At 62.3% G+C, this 17,819-nt stretch carries 16 protein-coding genes; 8 read left to right on the top strand and 8 right to left on the bottom strand.

The window, feature by feature from the left end; all coding sequences use genetic code 11:
• Positions 1-582 precede the first annotated feature (582 nt).
• Positions 583-1,731 (bottom strand): aldose epimerase family protein, encoded by a 1,149-nt coding sequence (locus BW43_RS10100; RefSeq protein WP_032888370.1) that lies wholly within the window; start codon positions 1,729-1,731, stop codon positions 583-585.
• 137 nt (positions 1,732-1,868) lie between these two features.
• Here BW43_RS10100 and BW43_RS10095 point away from each other — a divergent pair, with 137 nt between their 5' ends.
• Positions 1,869-2,636, top strand: coding sequence for an SDR family NAD(P)-dependent oxidoreductase (locus BW43_RS10095; RefSeq protein ID WP_032888373.1), 768 nt, complete (start codon positions 1,869-1,871; stop codon positions 2,634-2,636).
• A gap of 137 nt (positions 2,637-2,773) precedes the next feature.
• Here the strand turns inward: BW43_RS10095 and BW43_RS10090 are convergent, their stop codons facing one another.
• From BW43_RS10090 to BW43_RS10080, 3 genes are read right to left on the bottom strand one after another with little or no spacing between them, the layout of a single operon-like run.
• Complete coding sequence (locus tag BW43_RS10090) at positions 2,774-3,370, bottom strand: glutathione S-transferase (protein ID WP_032888375.1); 597 nt, start codon at positions 3,368-3,370, stop codon at positions 2,774-2,776.
• Between the two features lie 38 nt (positions 3,371-3,408).
• The gene (gene mug / locus BW43_RS10085) at positions 3,409-3,921 is read right to left on the bottom strand and encodes a G/U mismatch-specific DNA glycosylase (RefSeq protein ID WP_032888378.1); all 513 of its coding nucleotides are present in this window, start codon (positions 3,919-3,921) and stop codon (positions 3,409-3,411) included.
• Positions 3,918-4,880, bottom strand: coding sequence for an AraC family transcriptional regulator (locus BW43_RS10080; RefSeq protein WP_032888402.1), 963 nt, complete (start codon positions 4,878-4,880; stop codon positions 3,918-3,920). Before BW43_RS10080 ends, mug begins: the two co-directional genes overlap by 4 nt.
• A gap of 100 nt (positions 4,881-4,980) precedes the next feature.
• Here BW43_RS10080 and BW43_RS10075 point away from each other — a divergent pair, with 100 nt between their 5' ends.
• Together BW43_RS10075 and yghU are read left to right on the top strand one after the other, a co-directional pair.
• A complete protein-coding gene (locus BW43_RS10075) occupies positions 4,981-6,216 on the top strand; it encodes an MFS transporter (protein ID WP_032888381.1) in 1,236 nt (411 codons plus the stop codon).
• A gap of 44 nt (positions 6,217-6,260) precedes the next feature.
• Positions 6,261-7,094: a glutathione-dependent disulfide-bond oxidoreductase gene (gene yghU, locus BW43_RS10070; protein ID WP_032888385.1), complete on the top strand. Its 834-nt coding sequence runs from the start codon at positions 6,261-6,263 to the stop codon at positions 7,092-7,094.
• Positions 7,095-7,218: 124 nt separating this feature from the next.
• Here yghU and BW43_RS10065 read toward each other — a convergent pair whose 3' ends face one another.
• From BW43_RS10065 to BW43_RS10055, 3 genes are read right to left on the bottom strand one after another with little or no spacing between them, the layout of a single operon-like run.
• Positions 7,219-8,145 (bottom strand): sugar ABC transporter substrate-binding protein, encoded by a 927-nt coding sequence (locus tag BW43_RS10065; protein ID WP_032888387.1) that lies wholly within the window; start codon positions 8,143-8,145, stop codon positions 7,219-7,221.
• Positions 8,146-8,164: 19 nt separating this feature from the next.
• Positions 8,165-8,944, bottom strand: a complete 780-nt coding sequence (locus tag BW43_RS10060; RefSeq protein ID WP_032888389.1) for a TIM barrel protein — start codon at positions 8,942-8,944, stop codon at positions 8,165-8,167.
• Positions 8,941-9,945, bottom strand: a complete 1,005-nt coding sequence (locus BW43_RS10055; RefSeq protein WP_032888390.1) for a Gfo/Idh/MocA family oxidoreductase — start codon at positions 9,943-9,945, stop codon at positions 8,941-8,943. The genes BW43_RS10060 and BW43_RS10055 overlap by 4 nt, the downstream gene beginning before the upstream one ends.
• Before the next feature lie 185 nt (positions 9,946-10,130).
• Here BW43_RS10055 and BW43_RS10050 point away from each other — a divergent pair, with 185 nt between their 5' ends.
• The gene (locus tag BW43_RS10050; RefSeq protein ID WP_032888392.1) at positions 10,131-12,092 is read left to right on the top strand and encodes a sigma-54-dependent Fis family transcriptional regulator; all 1,962 of its coding nucleotides are present in this window, start codon (positions 10,131-10,133) and stop codon (positions 12,090-12,092) included.
• Positions 12,093-12,714: 622 nt separating this feature from the next.
• Here BW43_RS10050 and BW43_RS10045 read toward each other — a convergent pair.
• Positions 12,715-13,764 carry a LacI family DNA-binding transcriptional regulator gene (locus tag BW43_RS10045; RefSeq protein WP_032888394.1) on the bottom strand — a complete coding sequence of 350 codons (1,050 nt, stop codon included), beginning with the start codon at positions 13,762-13,764 and terminating at the stop codon, positions 12,715-12,717.
• Positions 13,765-13,925: 161 nt separating this feature from the next.
• Here BW43_RS10045 and BW43_RS10040 point away from each other — a divergent pair, with 161 nt between their 5' ends.
• The 4 genes from BW43_RS10040 to BW43_RS10025 are packed head-to-tail and all read left to right on the top strand — an operon-like array spanning position 13,926 to position 17,396.
• Positions 13,926-15,020, top strand: coding sequence for a fatty acid desaturase family protein (locus tag BW43_RS10040; protein ID WP_032888396.1), 1,095 nt, complete (start codon positions 13,926-13,928; stop codon positions 15,018-15,020).
• A 27-nt stretch (positions 15,021-15,047) separates the two neighbouring features.
• Entirely contained in the window at positions 15,048-15,368 is a 321-nt protein-coding gene (locus BW43_RS10035) for a MocE family 2Fe-2S type ferredoxin (protein ID WP_032888397.1), read from the top strand.
• Between the two features lie 2 nt (positions 15,369-15,370).
• Positions 15,371-16,570, top strand: coding sequence for an NAD(P)/FAD-dependent oxidoreductase (locus BW43_RS10030; RefSeq protein ID WP_032888398.1), 1,200 nt, complete (start codon positions 15,371-15,373; stop codon positions 16,568-16,570).
• Position 16,571: 1 nt separating this feature from the next.
• Positions 16,572-17,396: a sugar phosphate isomerase/epimerase gene (locus BW43_RS10025; RefSeq protein ID WP_032888400.1), complete on the top strand. Its 825-nt coding sequence runs from the start codon at positions 16,572-16,574 to the stop codon at positions 17,394-17,396.
• Positions 17,397-17,819 lie beyond the last annotated feature (423 nt).

A 17,819-nucleotide genomic window follows, 5' to 3' on the forward strand; every position in this document is an offset into this window, starting at 1 on the left:
CCCCATGAAGCCCAAATGTGGGAGGGGGCTTGCTCCCGATAGCAGTGGGTCAGGTAATGAATATGTAGCTGACACACTGCAATCGGGAGCAAGCCCCCTCCCACAGTTTTAATCGGCGGAGAATTAGAACACGGTGTTTTGGCTGTAAGTTTGTCCTGGGTTCATCAATACGTGATCTACGGTTCGATCCTGTTGTTGGCGGTGGTCATCGACCGCATGAAACAACGCTGAACCAAACCCCATGAAGGCCAAATGTGGGAGGGGGCTTGCTCCCGATAGCAGTGGGTCAGGTAATGAATATGTAGCTGACACACTGCAATCGGGAGCAAGCCCCCTCCCACAGTTTTAATCGGCGGAGAGTTTGAATACGGTGTTTTGGTTGTAAGTTTGTCCTGGGTTCATCAATACGTGATCTACGGTTCGATCCTGTTGTTGGCGGTGGTCATCGACCGCATGAAACAACGCTGAACCAAACCCCATGAAGGCCAAATGTGGGAGGGGGCTTGCTCCCGATAGCAGTGGGTCAGGTAATGAATATGTAGCTGACACACTGCAATCGGGAGCAAGCCCCCTCCCACAGTTTTAATCGGCGGAGAATTTGAACACGGTGTTCTGGCTGTAAGTTTGTCCTGGATTCAACCGAGTCGAGGCAAACTTCGGCTGGTTAGGCGCATCCGGAAAGTGCTGGGTCTCCAAGGTAAACCCACTCCAGTGCAGGTAAGTCTTGCCGCCTTTACCCTTCACCGAACCATCAAGGAAGTTGCTGGTATAGAACTGCACGCCCGGTTCGCTGGTGTAGAGCTGCAAACGCCGGCCTGATTCTGGGTCATGCACCTCGGCGGCGAGTTGCTTCACGTCCCCCTTGGTGTCCAGCGCCCAGTTGAAGTCAAACCCACCTTGCTTTGGCTCGGCAAATTTGAGCTGCGGATGATCCTCCTTGATGTGCTGGCCGATCGGCGTCGGTTTCAGGAAGTCCATCGGCGTGCCCTTGACGGGCGCCAGTTCGCCGGTAGGAATCAGGGTGGCATTCACTGGCGTGTAATGACTGGCGTGCAAGGTCGCGACTTGCTTGAGAATGTCGCCATTGCCTGCACCGGCGAGGTTGAAGTAGCTGTGATTGGTGAGGTTGAGCACCGTAGGTTTATCGGTGGTGGCGGTGTAGTCGATGTGCAGTTCGTTCTTGTCGTTGAGGCGGTATGTGACCTCGGTTTTCAGATTACCGGGGAAACCCATCTCGCCGTCCTTGGACAGGTAGCTCAGCTTCACGCCGACTGAGTCCTTGTCCTTGACCGTCTCGGCCTTCCACACCTGCTTGTCGAAGCCCTGGGCACCGCCATGCAGCGAGTTGGGGCCATCGTTGAGCGGCACCTGGAAGCGCTTGCCGTCGAGTTCAAAGGCGCCACCGGCCAGGCGGTTGCCAAAGCGGCCGATGGTCGCGCCAAAGAATGCCGTACCGCTCTGATAGCCTTGCACGTCGTCAAAGCCCAGCACTACATCGTCGACCTTGCCGTGTTTGTCCGGCACTTTCAGCGACTGCAAGACGCCGCCGTAGGTAATCACCGTGGCTTGCATGCCGTGGCTGTTGCGCAAAATGTATTGTTCGACGGCGGTGCCGTCGTTGGTTTTACCGAAAGGTTTTTGCTCGCTGCTCAGGCCGGCCGCCTGGGCGCCGCCGCTGGCGATCATCATGGACAGCGCCAGGCCAGACAGCAGGTATCGAGGGTGCTTCATGGTCGAACTTCCTTTTGTTGTTTTGAGTGGAATAGTTCTACTAATAGCGATATTTTGTTGGTGTGACAGCGAATTTATAGCCTTTAACGCCAATTTCGTAAAATAAAATAAGACTAATTGATCGAGGCAACCGTTATATGAGTACTGCGCAGGCTGTTTATCCGGACCTTGAAGGCAAAACCGTGCTGGTGTCTGGTGGTGCTTCGGGCATCGGTGAGTTCATGGTGCGGGCCTTTGCCGCGCAAGGCGCCAAGGTCGGTTTTGTGGACCGCGCGCAAAGCCAGGGCGATCGGCTGGCCGCGTTGTTGAGCTCGAAGGGGCATACGGTGGAATTCGTGTGCTGCGACATCACCGATGAAATCGCCTACAAGGCCGCCATCGAGCGTTTCGAGCATTCGTTGGGGCCGATCACCGTGTTGGTGAACAACGCCGCCAACGACGTGCGTCACACCCTGGAAGAGGTCGACTCGGACACCTTCGACAAGCTGATCTCGGTCAACCTCAAGCACGCCTTCTTTGCGGCCAAGGCCGTGGTGCCGATGATGAAAGCTGCCGGCGGCGGCGCGATCATCAACCTCGGCTCGGTCGGCTGGATGATGGCTTCCGCCGGCTACCCGGTGTACGCCGCCAGCAAGGCCGCTGCCCACGGCATGACCCGGGGGTTGGCGCGGGAGTTGGGGCCTCACCATATCCGCGTCAACACGTTGGTGCCGGGGTGGGTCATGACCGAGAAGCAACTGGCGATGTGGGTGGACGATGCGGCCAAGGAACTGATCGCCCGCAGCCAGTGCCTGCCCGGCAGCGTCCTGCCGGAACACATCGCCAATATGGCGTTGTTTCTCGCCTCGGATGCCTCGGCGATGTGTTCGGCGCAGAATTTTATTGTGGATGGCGGCTGGGTCTGAGCCGAACACCCTCTCTCAGACAACACAGACCAATGTGGGAGGGGGCTTGCCCCCGATAGCGGTGGTTCAGGCAGTACTTCTATGACTGACCCACCCTTATCGGGGGCAAGCCCCCTCCCACATTTGAACTGCGGTGCTTAGGCGATGGGGTAACGCTTGAACGCCGCATGCTGCTCCAGTCGTTCGGTATGCCGGGCCAGGTTGGGGAATGCATCCGCCTTGACCACCGACGCCACTGTGAACTGGCTGAACGACCACGCCACCGCCGCCGTAATCGACGCCTGGGTCAGTGCTTCGCTGTCGCCCAGCTGCTTGTCCAGCAACGCATAAGCCGCGAGCAATTGGCCGGTCACGCGCTCAAGCCACGGCGCATGCAGCTTCTCGGCCGGGCGCAGGTTGTGCTCATAGACGATCTGCACGCTCTTCTCACAGGCCGCCAGCGCCAGTCCCAGAACGTGCAAGTCTTTGGCAAGTGCCGCAGGTTGCAGGGGCAGCAGCTTTTTGTCCGACGGGGCCAAGGCTTCGAGGTACTCCAGGATCAAGCTGGAATCCATCAATACCGTGCCATCGTCCAGCACCAGGGTAGGGGCCTTGACCACCGGATTGATCTGCGCAAATTCGTTGAAGGTGCTGAACACGGACAAGGGTTCATGCACAAAACTCACCCCGTACAGATCCAGGGAAATTGCCACGCGGCGTACGTAAGGCGAGTCCAGCATGCCGACCAGTTTCATGAAGCCTCCATTGCTATCAGGGTGATGAGCTCAAGAGACTAAGGGCACTCGGTCGCCCGGCGCAATTGTTGATACGCCTGCACCAACTGCTCCAGGCTGAACGCCAGGTTGCGTCCGCTGGGGTTGGGCAGCACCCACACTGACGCACCGCCCAACACCGTTGGCTGCAAGCCCCAGGCGATCTCGCGCTGGCCGCTCAATGCGCTGTAGCCGGGCTTGCCCAGGAACGCTACGAAGCGCGGCGCGCAGTGGCGGATCTTCTGTTCGAAGCCCGTCGCGGCCTGGGTGAACTCATGCCGTGCCAATTCGTCCGCGCTGGCCGTGGGGCGTTCCACCAACGTGGTCAGGCCGCAGTGGTAGTGCAACAGCGTGCGGCCGTGTTCGGGGCGGATTTCGTGGGGGGTGAACCCGGCCAGATGCAAGGCGCGCCAGAAGCGGTTGCTGCGGTTGGCGAAGTGCAGGCCGAGGGCGGCGGAACCCTTGCCGGGGTTGATGCCGCAGAACACCACGTTCAGGTGGTCGGCGAGGATGTCTTCCAGCCCGGCGTTCATGCCGGGCTCCTGAAGCCTTGGCGGCTGGCGCCCGGCGGTTGCCCGGTGATGCGTTTGTAGGCGCGACTGAAGGCCGCCTGGGAGGTATAGCCGAGGCGGTACGCCACTTCTTCGATGGGCAGCCGCTCCAGGGTCAGCCACTGGCTGGCGAGGCGCATGCGCAGTTCGGTCACGTAACGCAGCGGCGGTACCCCCAGGGTCGCCTGGAAACGATCCGCGAACACCGAGCGTGAGGTATGACAGTGCGCCGCCAGTTCGGCCACGCTCCAGTCGCGCCCCGGTTGCTGGTGCAGGGCGAGCAGGGCGCCGGCCAGGCGGGTGTCGCGCAACGCGGCCGCGAGGCCCGAAGCATTGGCGCAGGCGCACTCGACCCAGCCCCGCACGATCATCGCCGCCACCACATCGGCCAGGCGCGCAAGGATGCCGGCATAACCGACGCGGGCGCTGGAGACTTCGCGTTCCATCACCGCCAGGATCGGCATCAAGCCGGGGTAACGCTGGCCGCCGGCGTCGATCAGCATCAAGGCCGGCATCAGGTTGCCGAGGCCCTGGATGCTGTCGAGCTCGAACTCCATGCAGGCGCTGAACAGCAGGGTGCTGGAGGGAGCAAAGGGCGAGGCATTCACCGCGCACACGGTATCGCCCAGCGGTGCAGCGTCGAAGCTGGCGATGTCCTGCACGGGGTCATCCGGTTTGGATAACAGCGCATGGGCGCCGCCGTGGGCGATAAACACCGCATTGCCAGCCGACAACTCAAAGAGGCTGCCGTCGTGCAGGCGCAGGGTCGCGCAGCCGGCGGCCAGGAAATGGAAATACGCGTGGCCGGGCTTGGCCGCAAAGCTGATACCGAACACCGGCCCGGCCTGGATGCGCCGGTATTGCACGCCGCGCAGGCGCATGCTGCGCAGCAGCTCATTGATCAGCTCGGAGGACAGGTTGAATGCGTTGTCGACTGGCATATTCGGGGTTTCGGTCAAGAACTCAAGGGTTTGAATCATAGATCATCCTGATGGGCATACCTAGACTGGCCATCACGTAAATGCCTGAGGATGTCTTGTGATGAATGATTGTGTGTCCCATGCCCCTGTCGATGGCAGGGCAGAACCGACCACGCCGGCCTGGATGGCGGTGTTTTCCCTGGCGATGGGCGTGTTCGGCCTGCTCACGGCGGAGTACCTGCCGGCCAGCCTGCTGACGCCGATGGCCTTGGACCTGGGCGTGTCGGAAGCGTTGGCCGGGCAAGCGGTCACGGTCACGGCAGTGGTGGCGTTGTTCGCCGGTTTGCTGGTACCTGGCTTGACGCGCGGCATTGACCGGCGCCTGGTGCTGTTGGGGTTCTCCACGCTGATGATTGCGTCCAACCTGCTGGTGGCGTTCTCGTCCAGCCTCCTGGTGCTGTTGTTGATGCGCATCCTGCTGGGCATTGCCCTCGGCGGTTTCTGGAGCATGGCGGCGGCCGTTGCGATGCGTCTGGTACCGGCGGCGTTGCTGCCACGTGCCTTGTCGATCATCTTCAGCGGCATTGCGGTGGGTACCGTGGTCGCGGTGCCATTGGGCAGCTACCTGGGGGACCTGTATGGCTGGCGCAGTGCATTTGTGGCTGCGGCCGCCGTCGGCGTGGTGACCCTGGCCTTCCAGCTGTTCACGCTGCCGCGCCTGGCACCCAGCGGCACCGCGCGCCTGCGCACCGTGCTTGATGTACTACTGCGCCCCGGCATTGCCATCGGCATGTTCGGCTGCGTGCTGGTGCACACCGGGCACTTCGCGCTGTTTACCTACATTCGCCCGTTTCTGGAAAGCGCCACCGGGGTCGGCACCCAAGGGCTGGCGTTGATGCTGCTGGGGTTTGGCGCGGCGAATTTTGTCGGTACGCTGCTGGCCGGGTGGTTGCTGGTGCGCAACCCGCGGGGAACCCTGGTGTTGATGCCGGTCCTGGTGGGCGTCGCTGCGTTGGCCCTGGTGTTGCTGCCCGCGTCACTGCCGGGTCAGGCATTGCTCCTGGCGCTGTGGGGCATGGCCTTTGGCGGGGTGCCGGTGGCGTGGTCGAACTGGGTGGCGCGTGCGGTGCCGGATCAGGCCGAAAGTGCCGGTGGCATGGTGGTCGCTTCGGTGCAATCGGCCATCGCGGCGGGTGCGGCGGGGGGGGGCGCGATGTTCAGTGCCACCGGCATCGACGGGGGGTTTCTGGGCGCGGGTTGCTTGATGCTGCTGGCGGCCTTGTTGATCGCACTGCGAGTGCAGGTGCCCCGGCACGCTGCGGCGGGGAGTGTGACGCACCACCCGTCTTTGGTTTAGTCTCAAGCGCTTCGCTGATCGCAAACGCTTCTGGAGCCGTAAGCATGACCGAATATGTACCCCCGAAAGTCTGGACCTGGGAAACCGAAAGCGGCGGCACCTTCGCCAGCATCAACCGGCCCATCGCCGGTGCGACCCACGACAAAGAACTGCCCATCGGCAAGCACCCGTTGCAGCTGTACTCCCTGGCCACGCCCAACGGGCAGAAGGTCACTATCCTGCTCGAAGAGTTGCTGGCCCTGGGGCACAGCGGTGCGGAATACGACGCCTGGCTGATCAAGATCGGCGACGGCGATCAGTTTGGCAGCGGCTTTGTCGGCGTGAACCCGAACTCCAAGATCCCCGCCTTGATGGACCACAGCGGGCCCACGCCGATTCGTGTGTTCGAGTCCGGCGCGATCCTACACTACCTGGCCGAGAAGTTCGGCGCGTTCTTCCCCACCGAGCCTGCGGCCCGTGCGGAGTGTTTGTCATGGTTGTTCTGGCAGATGGGCAGCGCGCCCTACCTGGGCGGTGGCTTCGGGCATTTCTACGCGTACGCGCCGAGCAAGATGGAATACCCGATCAACCGCTTCGCCATGGAGGCCAAGCGTCAGCTGGACGTGCTGGATAAGCGCCTGGCGGTGAGTGAGTACATTGCCGGTGATGAATACACCATTGCCGACATTGCGATCTGGCCGTGGTACGGCGGGTTGGTCAAAGGCCGCTTGTATGGAGCTGCGGAATTTTTGTCGGTGCATGAGTACAAGCATGTGCAGCGCTGGGCCGATGCGATTGATGCACGGCCGGCGGTGCAGCGTGGCCGGCGGGTGAATCGGGTGTCTGGCGAACCCCAGGAACAGTTGGCCGAGCGGCATGACGCGAGCGACCTGGACTGATTGAGATCCAAGTGTGGGAGGCGGCTTGCCCCCGATAGCGGTGGATCAGTCACGGATGTATCAACTGACCTACTCCTATCGGGGGCAAGCCCCCTCCCACACTTGGATGTCCTTATCTTCGATTTTATTTGTAGCGCTGTTCGAACACCGCCACCTGTTCAGGTTTGATGAGTTCGAACGGCACCCACACCTCCGACTCAATCGGCTCACCCTTGATCATCTTGATTGCCGACTCCACGGCCTTGCTCGCCTGGGCCTTGGGGTCCTGGAACACCGACGCCGCCAGCATCCCCCGCTTGACCGCCGCCAGCCCGTCCGGCAAACCGTCGATACCGACAATCGCCACTTCGCCCTTGGCCTTGCCCGATTGCTGCAACGCCATGGCCGCGCCAATCGCCATTTCATCGTTGTTGGCCACGATGGCATCGAACTGCGTGCCCGCCAGCAGCCAGTTGCTGGTTAGGTCCATGCTTTTGCTGCGTTGCCATTCGGCGCTTTGCTGCTCCACCACCTTCATGCCCGGAAACTCCTTGAGCACCTGCTTGGCGCCTTCAGTACGGTCGTGGGTGGCGTTCTGCGCAAGGTCGCCCATGATGATCGCCACGGTGCCCTTGCCGCCGAGTTTTTCCGCCAGGTAGCGCATCTGCAATTGCCCGGCCTCAATGTCGTTGGAGGCCACTGTTACCACGCCCTTGGGCAGCGTGCGTTCATCCGGGTGGCGGTTGACGTACACCAAAGGTGTCTTGGCCGCCACTGCCGCGCGCGTCATGTTGGCGGTGGCGGAGGTGTCCACCGGCAGTACGATGACCGCGTCGACTTTCTGATTGAGAAAACCTTCGACCTGATTGAGTTGGCGCACCACGTCGCCCTGGGCGTCTTCGAACTGGATCTGTACGCCGTGCTGTTTGGCAGCACTGTCCAAGCCGTTGCGCACGTAGGTCATGAAGTTATCGTCGACCCTGGCAATGCTCACGCCAATACGGTAATCGGCGAAGGACCATGGGCTGACCAACAGCAACAGCGTGGCAACGATCAATGAATAACGATGCATGAGAGGGGTCCTTTTATTGTTATAGGGTGAATGCTTGACGGAAGCGTTCCAGGGCTAACTTGCTGTCGCCGCTGGCCCACCCTTCCAGGCCGACGACGCCACTGTAGCCTATGTCGTGCAAGGCCCTGGCGATGGCCGGGTAGTGGATTTCTCCCGTGCCAGGCTCTTTACGTCCGGGCACGTCGGCTACCTGGATTTCACCGATGGCGCTGCCTGCGCGCTGAATCAGTTCGATCAGGTTTCCTTCGCCGATTTGTGCGTGGTAGAGGTCCAGGTTCATCTTGACGTGCGGGCTGCCCACGGCTTCGATCAGCGCCAGCGTGTCCTCGGCCCGGGCGAACGGAACGCCAGGGTGGTCGACTTCGGTGTTGAGGTTTTCCAGCAGGAACACGCGGCCAGCGTCTTCACCCAGGCGTGCAATTTTCTCCAGGGTCTTGCAGGCGCTCAGCCACATGCGGCCGGTGGTCTGGCTCGCGGGCTGCACTGGCAGGCCGCCTTCGCCCAGGCCGGTACCGTGCAGGTTCAGACTGGGACAATTCAGGCGTTCGGCGATGCCCAAGGATTCCCGGGCGCTGTCGAGCAATTGGCGGATGCCATCGGGGTCGGTGAGGGTACCGCTGATGTAGCCAGTCATCGAGGTGAAATCGGCACCGGTGGCCACCAGGGCGTTGATGTCCTTGTTGGTCCAGTCCCAGATTTCGGCGCTGAAGCCCAGTGCATGAATGCGTTTGACGCGCTCGACGAAGGGCAGGTCGAGGAACACCATCTCAGCGCTGATCGCCAGCTTGAACGGGATCATACGGCCACCGCCTTGCCTTGCTCGTACGACGTGATGCACGCACGAGCAATCGCCAGGGCCGCGCGCGCATCTTCGCCGCTGGCCAGGGGTTTGGCGCCAGTGCGCAGGCAGTCTACGAAGTGGTTGAGTTCGGCAATGTAAGCATCGCGCAGCAGGTCGGTGTCCAGGCGCTGGGTGTCGGCTTGAATGCCTTGGGCCAGGTAGCGCACCAGGTCGGATTCCTGCACGCCGCCCATGGTCAGCATGCCGGCGCTGCCGAAGACTTCGCCGCGCACATCGTAGCCATACACGGCCTGGAAGTTGGCTTCGGCGGTGGCAATCGCACCGTTATCGAAGCGGATCGTGACCACTGCGGTGTCGAGAAAGCCTCTGCTTTTGAATTCCGGTGCGATCAGGGCGTCAGCCATCACCTGTACTGCTACCGCCTCGGCACCGGGGTTGAGGTAGCGCAGTGTGTCGAAGTCGTGGATCAGGGTTTCGAGGAAGATTACCCATTGTGGCGAGTTGGCTGGGTTGTTCAGCGCCGGGTCACGAGTCAGCGAGCGTAGCAGTTGTGGGGTGCCGATACGGCCGGCCAGCACGTCGAGGTGCGCGGTGCGAAAGCTCTTGGCGAAGCGGCGGTTGAAGCCGACCTGCAAGGGCACGCGGGCATCGGCGGCGGCAGCGATGGCGCGGTCGGCCTCATCCAGGGTGATGGCCATGGGTTTTTCGCAGAAGATCCCTTTGCCGGCACGGGCGGCGCTGATTACCAGGTCGGCGTGGCTGCGGGCAGGGGCGGCGATCAGCACGCCGTCGATGTTCGGGTCGTCAAGCAGCTGTTGCGGGTCGGTGTAGATCTTGTCCACACCCAGCTCCGCTGCCAGGCGTGCGGCTTGGCCTGGGGTTGGGTCGGCAATGGCGGCGAGGCTGGCACCGGGGATATGTCGCGCGGCAGTCAGGCCGTGAAAGCTGCCCATGCGACCAGCGCCGATCAAGCCCAGGCGAATGTTCTGTGTACTCATGTGGTGACCCCTTCTTATTGTTGGCCTCAGGACAGTCCTGATGGGCAAAGGGGTAGGAGCAAAGGCTGTGCCAATTTATAAGGTGTTGATAGTTAAGGGATTAAACGGACTTATTAAACAAAAAGTGTTCATTTTGATGACATGTCTATACTGGCATGTCAAAAACATGAACATGGATAAACGTGATGAGCATGGCGTTCAGCGTACAAGACCTCGACTACCTGACAGCGCTCGGGCCTGCTGCGCTGAATGACGGCCCGGTCGATGCATTGGAGCGGGCGTGGCGGGGTTGCCAGGAGCATTGGGTCGAACGCCCGGCCGACGTCCGCCAGATGATCTGGGATTCCTGGCGCCGCAGCGTCGAGGCAGGTATCGATCCTGCCGACAGCCAGTACCGTTTCGTCGACCCTCACATCCTGGCCGCCACCCTGGCCAGCCACCGCGTGTTGATCGCGGCCGCTGCCCAGGTCATGCATGGCCTGCTGGCCTACAACCCGCGCGGGCATATCAACCTCACCGATGCCGAAGGCACCACCCTGTATTTCTGCGGACTGGACATCACGCCCGTGGGCAGTCGCCTGTCGGAGTCGGTACAGGGCACCAACTGCACCGGCCTGGCCCTTGCCGAAGACCGCCTCGTGTACGTGCTGGCCGAAGAAAACTTCGCTGTCGGCCTGCGCCAGCGCCGCATGCACTGCGCCGCCGCGCCGATCAAGAATGCCCAGGGCCAGACCTTGGCGATGCTCACGCTGACCGCCGAACCCGGATGGTTTCATTTCCATACCCTGGGCACCGTGCAAGCCGCCGCTGAAGCGGTGTCACGGCAGATGGCCCTGCACGCATTGCTGCAAGAACAACAGGCCGTACTCGAAGTCCTTAACGAGGGCCTGGTGGTGCTGGACGAGCGCGGCTGCATCAAGGCGCTCAACCGCTACGCCCGGCAGTTGTTCCAGGTGGGACCGGAGTTGGTGGGCAGCCCCTTCCAGCGTCTGGGCCGCAGTGAATTAAGCGACGCGCTGGGTGAGCCGGTGCGCGACCTTGATTGCACCTTCCACCTGCACGACCGCAGCCAACTGGCGTGCCTGGTCTCGGTGTGTCCGCTGGAGCAGGGCGGGGTGATCGTGTCGCTGCGCGAGAACCGGCGCATCCGCGAAATTACTCGGCGTCTTGTCGGCAGCCAGGCGCGCTACACGTTCGACACCATTCAGGGCACGTCGCGGGCCATCCAGGACGCGCTGCACTTGGCGCGCATCGCCAGTCGCAGTGATGCCACCACGCTGATCCTGGGGGAAAGCGGCACCGGCAAGGAGTTGTTCGCCCAGGCGATTCACAACGCCAGCGAGCGCTGCAATGGCCCGTTTGTGGCGGTCAACTGCGGCGCGATTCCACGGGATCTGGTGCAGAGTGAACTGTTCGGCCATGTCGAAGGCGCGTTCACCGGCTCGGCCCGTGGCGGCTCGGCGGGCAAGTTTGAACTGGCGGATGGCGGCACTATTTTCCTGGATGAGATCGGCGACATGTCCTTCGACGCCCAGGTCAGCTTGCTGCGGGTGTTGCAGGAAGGTGAAATTGCACGGGTCGGGGCAAAAAGCGCACGGCCAGTGGATGTGCGCATCATCGCCGCCACCCACCGCAACCTCAGCCAGGCGGTGGCCGAGGGCGCATTCCGCGAAGACCTCTACTACCGCCTCAATGTGCTGAACCTGACCGTGCCGCCGCTGCGCATGCGCCGTGAAGACATCCCGATACTGGCGCGGCACTTCCTCACGCGCTGTGCGCGCTCGTTGCGTAAATCGGTGCAGGGTTTTTCGCCGGATGCGTTGGCGGTGCTCTCGGCCCACGGCTGGCCAGGCAATGTGCGGGAGTTGGAAAACGCCATCGAACGGGCGACCAACCTGGCCATGAGCGAGTGGATCCAGCCGGCCGATCTGCCCTTGGAAACCAAGCCTCGCCCGTTGGCCCGAACCTATGAACCGCAACCCGCCCAGGACCTGAGCAGCCACGAAATGCACGCCATCGTCACCGCACTCAAAAGCACCGGCGGCAACATCCGCCTGGCCGCGAAACAGCTGAACGTATCGCGGGGTGGGCTATACAACAAAATGAGCCGATTCGGGCTGAGCGCCGGGGATTTCCGAGGCATATGAGGACTAAGTGTGGGCGGGGGGGCGACGATTGCACTTGCGCTACACAACGCTTAACCGCTGACACCTAACTCTGTGGTGAGCGGGCTTGCCCCACTAAGGTCACCGCAGAGTGCCAGGAACAATCGAGGTGAAGGTTTTGGGGCCGCTTCGCAGCCCAGCGCGGGGCAAGCCCGCTCACCACAGAAGCAAACTCACCACAGAAGCAAACTCACCACAGAAGCAAACTCACCACAGAGGCAAGCTCACCACAGAGGCAAGCTCACCACAGAGGCAAGTTCAGCACAGAGGCAAGCTCACCACAGAAGCAAGCTCAAGCTGGGCCGAGGCGTTGAAGCTGCAGGGGTTGATTCGCCAGGTTTGGAACGATTGCCAAACCCGGGTCTGAAGGCGGCATTACGAGAGCGGGCACATTCTTTGTGGTGAGCGGGCTTGCCCCGCGCTGGGCTGCGCAGCAGCCCCAAAACCTGCACCGGGATTTACCTGAAGAAATGCGGTGTTCTCAATGGGGGCCGCTTCGCAGCCCAGCGCGGGGCAAGCCCGCTCTCCACAACAGCGCGTTTGCCATAGACTCCGCATCCACTGGAAGGTGTGTAGAGACCTAGGCCTGTTCCGGGCAATCGCTTCAGTCACACATATTTTCGGAAGTCACAATCTGCGGCGCTATATGCACCCGATGCCGCACCGGATCAAACCCCTCGGCACTCTGCAATTGCACCAACAACTCCACCAGTGCCACCGCCGTCTGCCGTGGCTGCGAGTCCATCACCACATCAACCAACCCCTGGCGCAGCGCCTGGCGAGACAGCTCCGTGGACTCCTGCAAAATGCAGCACAACGCCGGGCGCTTGGGCAACTGCGCCAGGGCGCTGATGATGCCGTCGCCGCCGCCGCCCACCACGCACAGGCCGCGCAGGTCGCTGTGGCGGGCGAGCAGATCGAGGGTGGCTTCTTCGGTGATGTCGCAGTTGTCCAGGTTGATCAGTGGTTCAAGTGGCTTGAGCCCAGGTGCGTGTTCGGCCAGGTAGCTGTGCAGGCCCTCGACCCGTGCCTGATGCCCCAGAAACCGGTGGCCGCCCAATAAAATCCCGACGCTGCCTTTGCGTGCGCCACAGGTGCGGGCGAGCAACCAGCCCATGGTGCGTCCGACCACGTGGTTGTCCTGGCCGACATAAGGTTCCAAGGCGTGCTCGTGGATATCCGAGAGCAGGGCGACCACCGGCACGCCAGCTTCGCGGATCTGCGCCAGGCAAGCATTGATCAGCGGGTGGGCAAAGCTGACCACCGCCAGGGCATCACACTGCACGGCGAGTTGTTCGATCTGCGTGACGATGGCGCTGGGTGTGCGGTCGTTGATGTAGTCGAATTGGCAGGTCAGGTTGGCGGTGCCGTGATGCTCGGCGGCAGCGGCAATCGCCTGCGCCAAGTTGGCATAGAACGCCTGGGCTGTACCCAGCAACAGGATGCCGAAGCGATAGGTGGGCCGGCGTTCGCGGATGCGTTGGCCGATCAGCCGCGCAGCAAAGTAGCCCACGGCTTCGGCGGCCTGGAACACCTGTTCGGCGGTCTGCGGATTGACCGGCGCGCGTGCGTTCAATACCCGGTCGACGGTGGCCACACTCAGGCCCGCCTGGGCGGCGACGGTGGCGATGGTTGGGCGTTTATTGTTGTTCATGACAGCCCCCTTGAGCGTCTTGATAGAAAACTATCAAGCCCCGCTGGGCCTGGATGATAGCTTGATAGGGAATGGATTCAAGGCCTTGAGGGTGATTTAGCTGCGCTCTATCGTTGGTTTCGCAAAGCACCTGAAACCAACGCTTGCGGAGAACAATAACAATGCCCGAACACACCGTTCATAGCGCTCGGCGCGACTACAGCCTCACCGGCCCCGAAGCCGCCCGCGCCGCTGAAAAAGGCCTGGTCTCGGCCAGTTGGTACCAATCGCCGATTTCCCGTAAACGCATGAAAGAACTGATGCAACGCCGCGACGGCCCGGCCTTGCGCGACACCGCCCTCTGGGTGAGCGCGCTGTTCGCCACCGGCTTCGGCGGCTACTGGTTCTGGGGCACTTGGGCCTGCGTGCCGTTTTTCCTCGCCTATGGGGTGCTCTACGGCACCGCGTCCAACCCGCGCTGGCATGAAACCGGCCACGGCACCGCGTTCAAGACCCGCTGGATGAACGACGTGCTGTACCAGGTCGCGAGTTTTATGTGCATCTTCGAACCCCACGTCTGGCGCTGGAGTCATGCCCGGCACCACACCGACACCATTGTGGTCGGCCGCGATCCGGAGATTGTCGAACCGCGTCCGCCGAGCTTCTTGATGATGTTTCTGAGCCTGTTCAATTTGCCGCTGGCCTGGAAGACCTTCAGCGGGGTGGCGCGCCATGCGGCCGGCCAGATGAGTGCCCAGGAAGCGGACTTTATCCCCGAGTCCGAATGGCCCAAGGTGTTCCGCACCGCGCGGATCTGGGTCGGCATTTATGCGGTGGTCATCGGCACCGCGTTGTACCTGCACAGCTGGTTGCCGCTGATGCTGGTTGGGCTGCCGAGTATCTACGGCGCCTGGCTCGGCTACCTGTTTGGCCTCACCCAGCATGTGGGCCTGGCCGAAGACGTGCTCGACCACCGCAGCAACTGCCGCACCATCTACATGAACCGCGTGCTGCGCTTTCTCTACATGGACATGAACTACCACCTCGAACACCACATGTACCCGATGGTGCCGTACCACGCCCTTGCGCAGTTGCACGAGGAAATCCGCAATGACTGCCCACCGCCATACGCCACTATTTTCGAGGCGTACAGAGAGATCATTCCGACGATCCTGAAGCAGCGCAGCGACCCGACATATTTCATCCAGAGGCCGATTGGCCCGAGTGCGGAACCGACTGCCCGCGCCCCAATGCATGCCGAAGCCGCCGCCAGCTGAACCTCATCTATAACAAGAGAAAACGCCATGAACGATCAATGGATCGACGTCTGCGCCGTGGGCGAAATAGACGAAGAAGATGTGCTGCGCTTCGATCACGGGCCGCACACCTACGCGGTTTACCGCTCGGCGGACAATGAGTTTTTCGCCACAGCAGGCCTGTGCACCCACGAGAAAATCCACCTCGCTGATGGCCTGGTGATGGACCACATCATCGAATGCCCCAAGCACAACGGACGCTTCGATTACCGCACCGGCAAGGCCATGGGCGCGCCGGTGTGCGTCAATCTCAAGACCTACCCGGTGCGGGTCGAAGCGGGGCGGGTACTGCTCGCTGTCACGGCGTGATCATGAACGCACCCTTGATCATCGTCGGCGCCGGCCATGCTGGTGGCCGTGCGGCGCTGACCCTGCGCGAAGAGGGTTATACCGCACGCCTGATCCTGATCGGCGACGAGCCGCACTTGCCCTACGAGCGGCCGCCCCTGTCCAAGGGGTTGTTGCAGGGCAGCATGGACCTGGCGGGATGCAGCCTGTGCGACAGCGCCCGGCTGGCCGAGTTGGGCATCGAACATATCGCGGGTAACCCCGTCAGCCAATTGGACCCGCTTAAACAGCGTCTGCAATTGGCCGACGGCCAGTGGCTGTCCTACGCCGGCCTGTTGCTGGCTACCGGGGGCAGGGCGCGGCGTCTGCCCCAGGAACAGGCCAACGTGCTGTACCTGCGCACCCACGATGAAGCGCTGGCACTGAAATCCGCGTTGCAGCCCGGCGTGAAACTGGTGATTGTCGGCGGCGGCTTTATCGGCCTGGAAGTGGCCGCGACTGCCCGAGGCATGCACTGCGAAGTCACGGTGCTCGAAGCTGGGCCGCGCCTGGCCGGCCGCGTGTTGCCGCCGGTGATCAGCCAGGCGCTGCTGGATCTGCACCGCCAGCAAGGCGTGGACGTGCGCTTGAACGTGGCGCTGGAATCCATCCATGGCGATGCCGTGCGACTGGTCGACGGGCAGGTGCTGCCGTGTGACCTGGTGGTGGTCGGCATCGGCATGCAACCGAACATCGAGCTGGCCGTGGCGGCGGGGCTGGAGGTGGGGCAGGGCATTCGCGTTGACGCGCATTTACGCACCAGTGCGCCGGGCATCTACGCGGCAGGTGACGTTTGCGAGTTTCGCCTCGGCGGCGAGTACCAACGCCAGGAAACCTGGCGCAACGCCGAGGCTCAGGGGCGGCATGCCGCACTCAATATGCTGGGGCGCGAGGTCCCCTTTGAGGCGATCCCCGGCTTCTGGTCCGACCAGTACGACTGGGGCTTGCAGACCGTGGGCGTGATCACCCCGCACATGATCAGTCGCGTCTTGCCAGCCGGCGGCCTGTTGCTGTTCTACCTCGATGCTGACGCGCGGTTGCAAGGTGCGTGCGGCTGGGCGCCCGGCAACAGCGTCGCCAAGGACATCAAGCTGTGTGAGCGCCTGATCACCGCGCGCACTGTGCTCAACCCGTCCAGCCTGGCGGACCCTGAACTGTCCCTTAAACAATTGCTGCGAGGCTGATATGCGCCGATTCCTAGTGTTCCAATCCCTGTGGGCCATGCAAACCGAGCCCGGTCCGCTTGAAGCGCAGTTGGATCGAATCGCCGCTGCCGGCTTCGACGGCATCACCGATCACTACTGGACGCCCGCCGCGGTGACACGCCTGCACGCCGCGGCCACGGCGCGGGGCTTACAGATCGAAGGCCAGCTTTTCCCACAGTCGGTGGACGATCTGGCCGCTGCACTGGATGTGATCAGCCGCTACGGCTGCCACCACCTCACCCTGCAAGCCGACGTACGCCCGCGCACCCAGGCCGACGCGGCGCGGCTGGTCGAAGGTTGGCAGCGCCTGGCCGAGCAGGTGGATTTCCCGGTACTGCTGGAAACCCACCGTTATCGCCTGACCAACGACCTGCTGTTCACCCTCGACCTGCTGGCGCAAATGCCCGACTTGAAGTTGCTGGCCGACCTGTCCCACTACGTGGTCGGACGCGAATTGCCCGAACCGGGCGCGGTGGAGGACGATGAACAGATCCGCACGATCCTGCGTCACAGTTGGGGCTTTCATGGGCGCGTGGCCAGCAGCGAGCAGGTTCAGGTCTCAATGGAATTCCCCCAGCATCACGCCTGGGTCGAACGGTTTACCGGCTGGTGGCGCTACGGTATTGAAGACTGGTTGGCCCGCCCCGACACGGGGCAGAGTCTGTCGTTCACCTGCGAACTGGGCCCGCCGCCGTATGCGATTACCGGTGCGGACGGGCGTGAAATAAGTGATCGTTGGGCCGAGGCGTTGAAGCTGCAGAGAATGATTCGCCAGGTTTGGAGCGATTGCCAAAGCCGGGTCTGAAGGCTGCATTACGAGCGTGGGCATGTTCTTCGTAGTGAGCGGGCTTGCCCCGCGCTGGGCTGCGAAGCGGCCCCAAAACCTGCCCCCCGGATTTACCTGAAGAAACGCGGTGTTCTCAATGGGGCCGCTTCGCAGCCCAGCGCGGGGCAAGCCCGCTCACCACAGAAGCAAACTCACCACAGAGGTAAACTCCCCACAGAGGCAACTCATCTCAGAAGCAAACCCATCTCAGAAGCAAGCTCACACTGGGCCGAGGCATTGAGGCTGCAGGGGTTGATTCGCCAGGTTTGGAGCGATTGCCAAAGCCGGGGCTGAAGGCTGCATTACGAGAGTGGGCATGTTCTTTGTAGTGAGCGGGCTTGCCCCGCGCTGGGCTGCGAAGCGGCCCCAAAACCTGCCCCCGGGGTTTATCTGAAGAAATGC

Source organism: Pseudomonas sp. RIT357, from assembly GCF_000632245.1.
GTDB classification, from domain to species: domain Bacteria; phylum Pseudomonadota; class Gammaproteobacteria; order Pseudomonadales; family Pseudomonadaceae; genus Aquipseudomonas; species Aquipseudomonas sivasensis.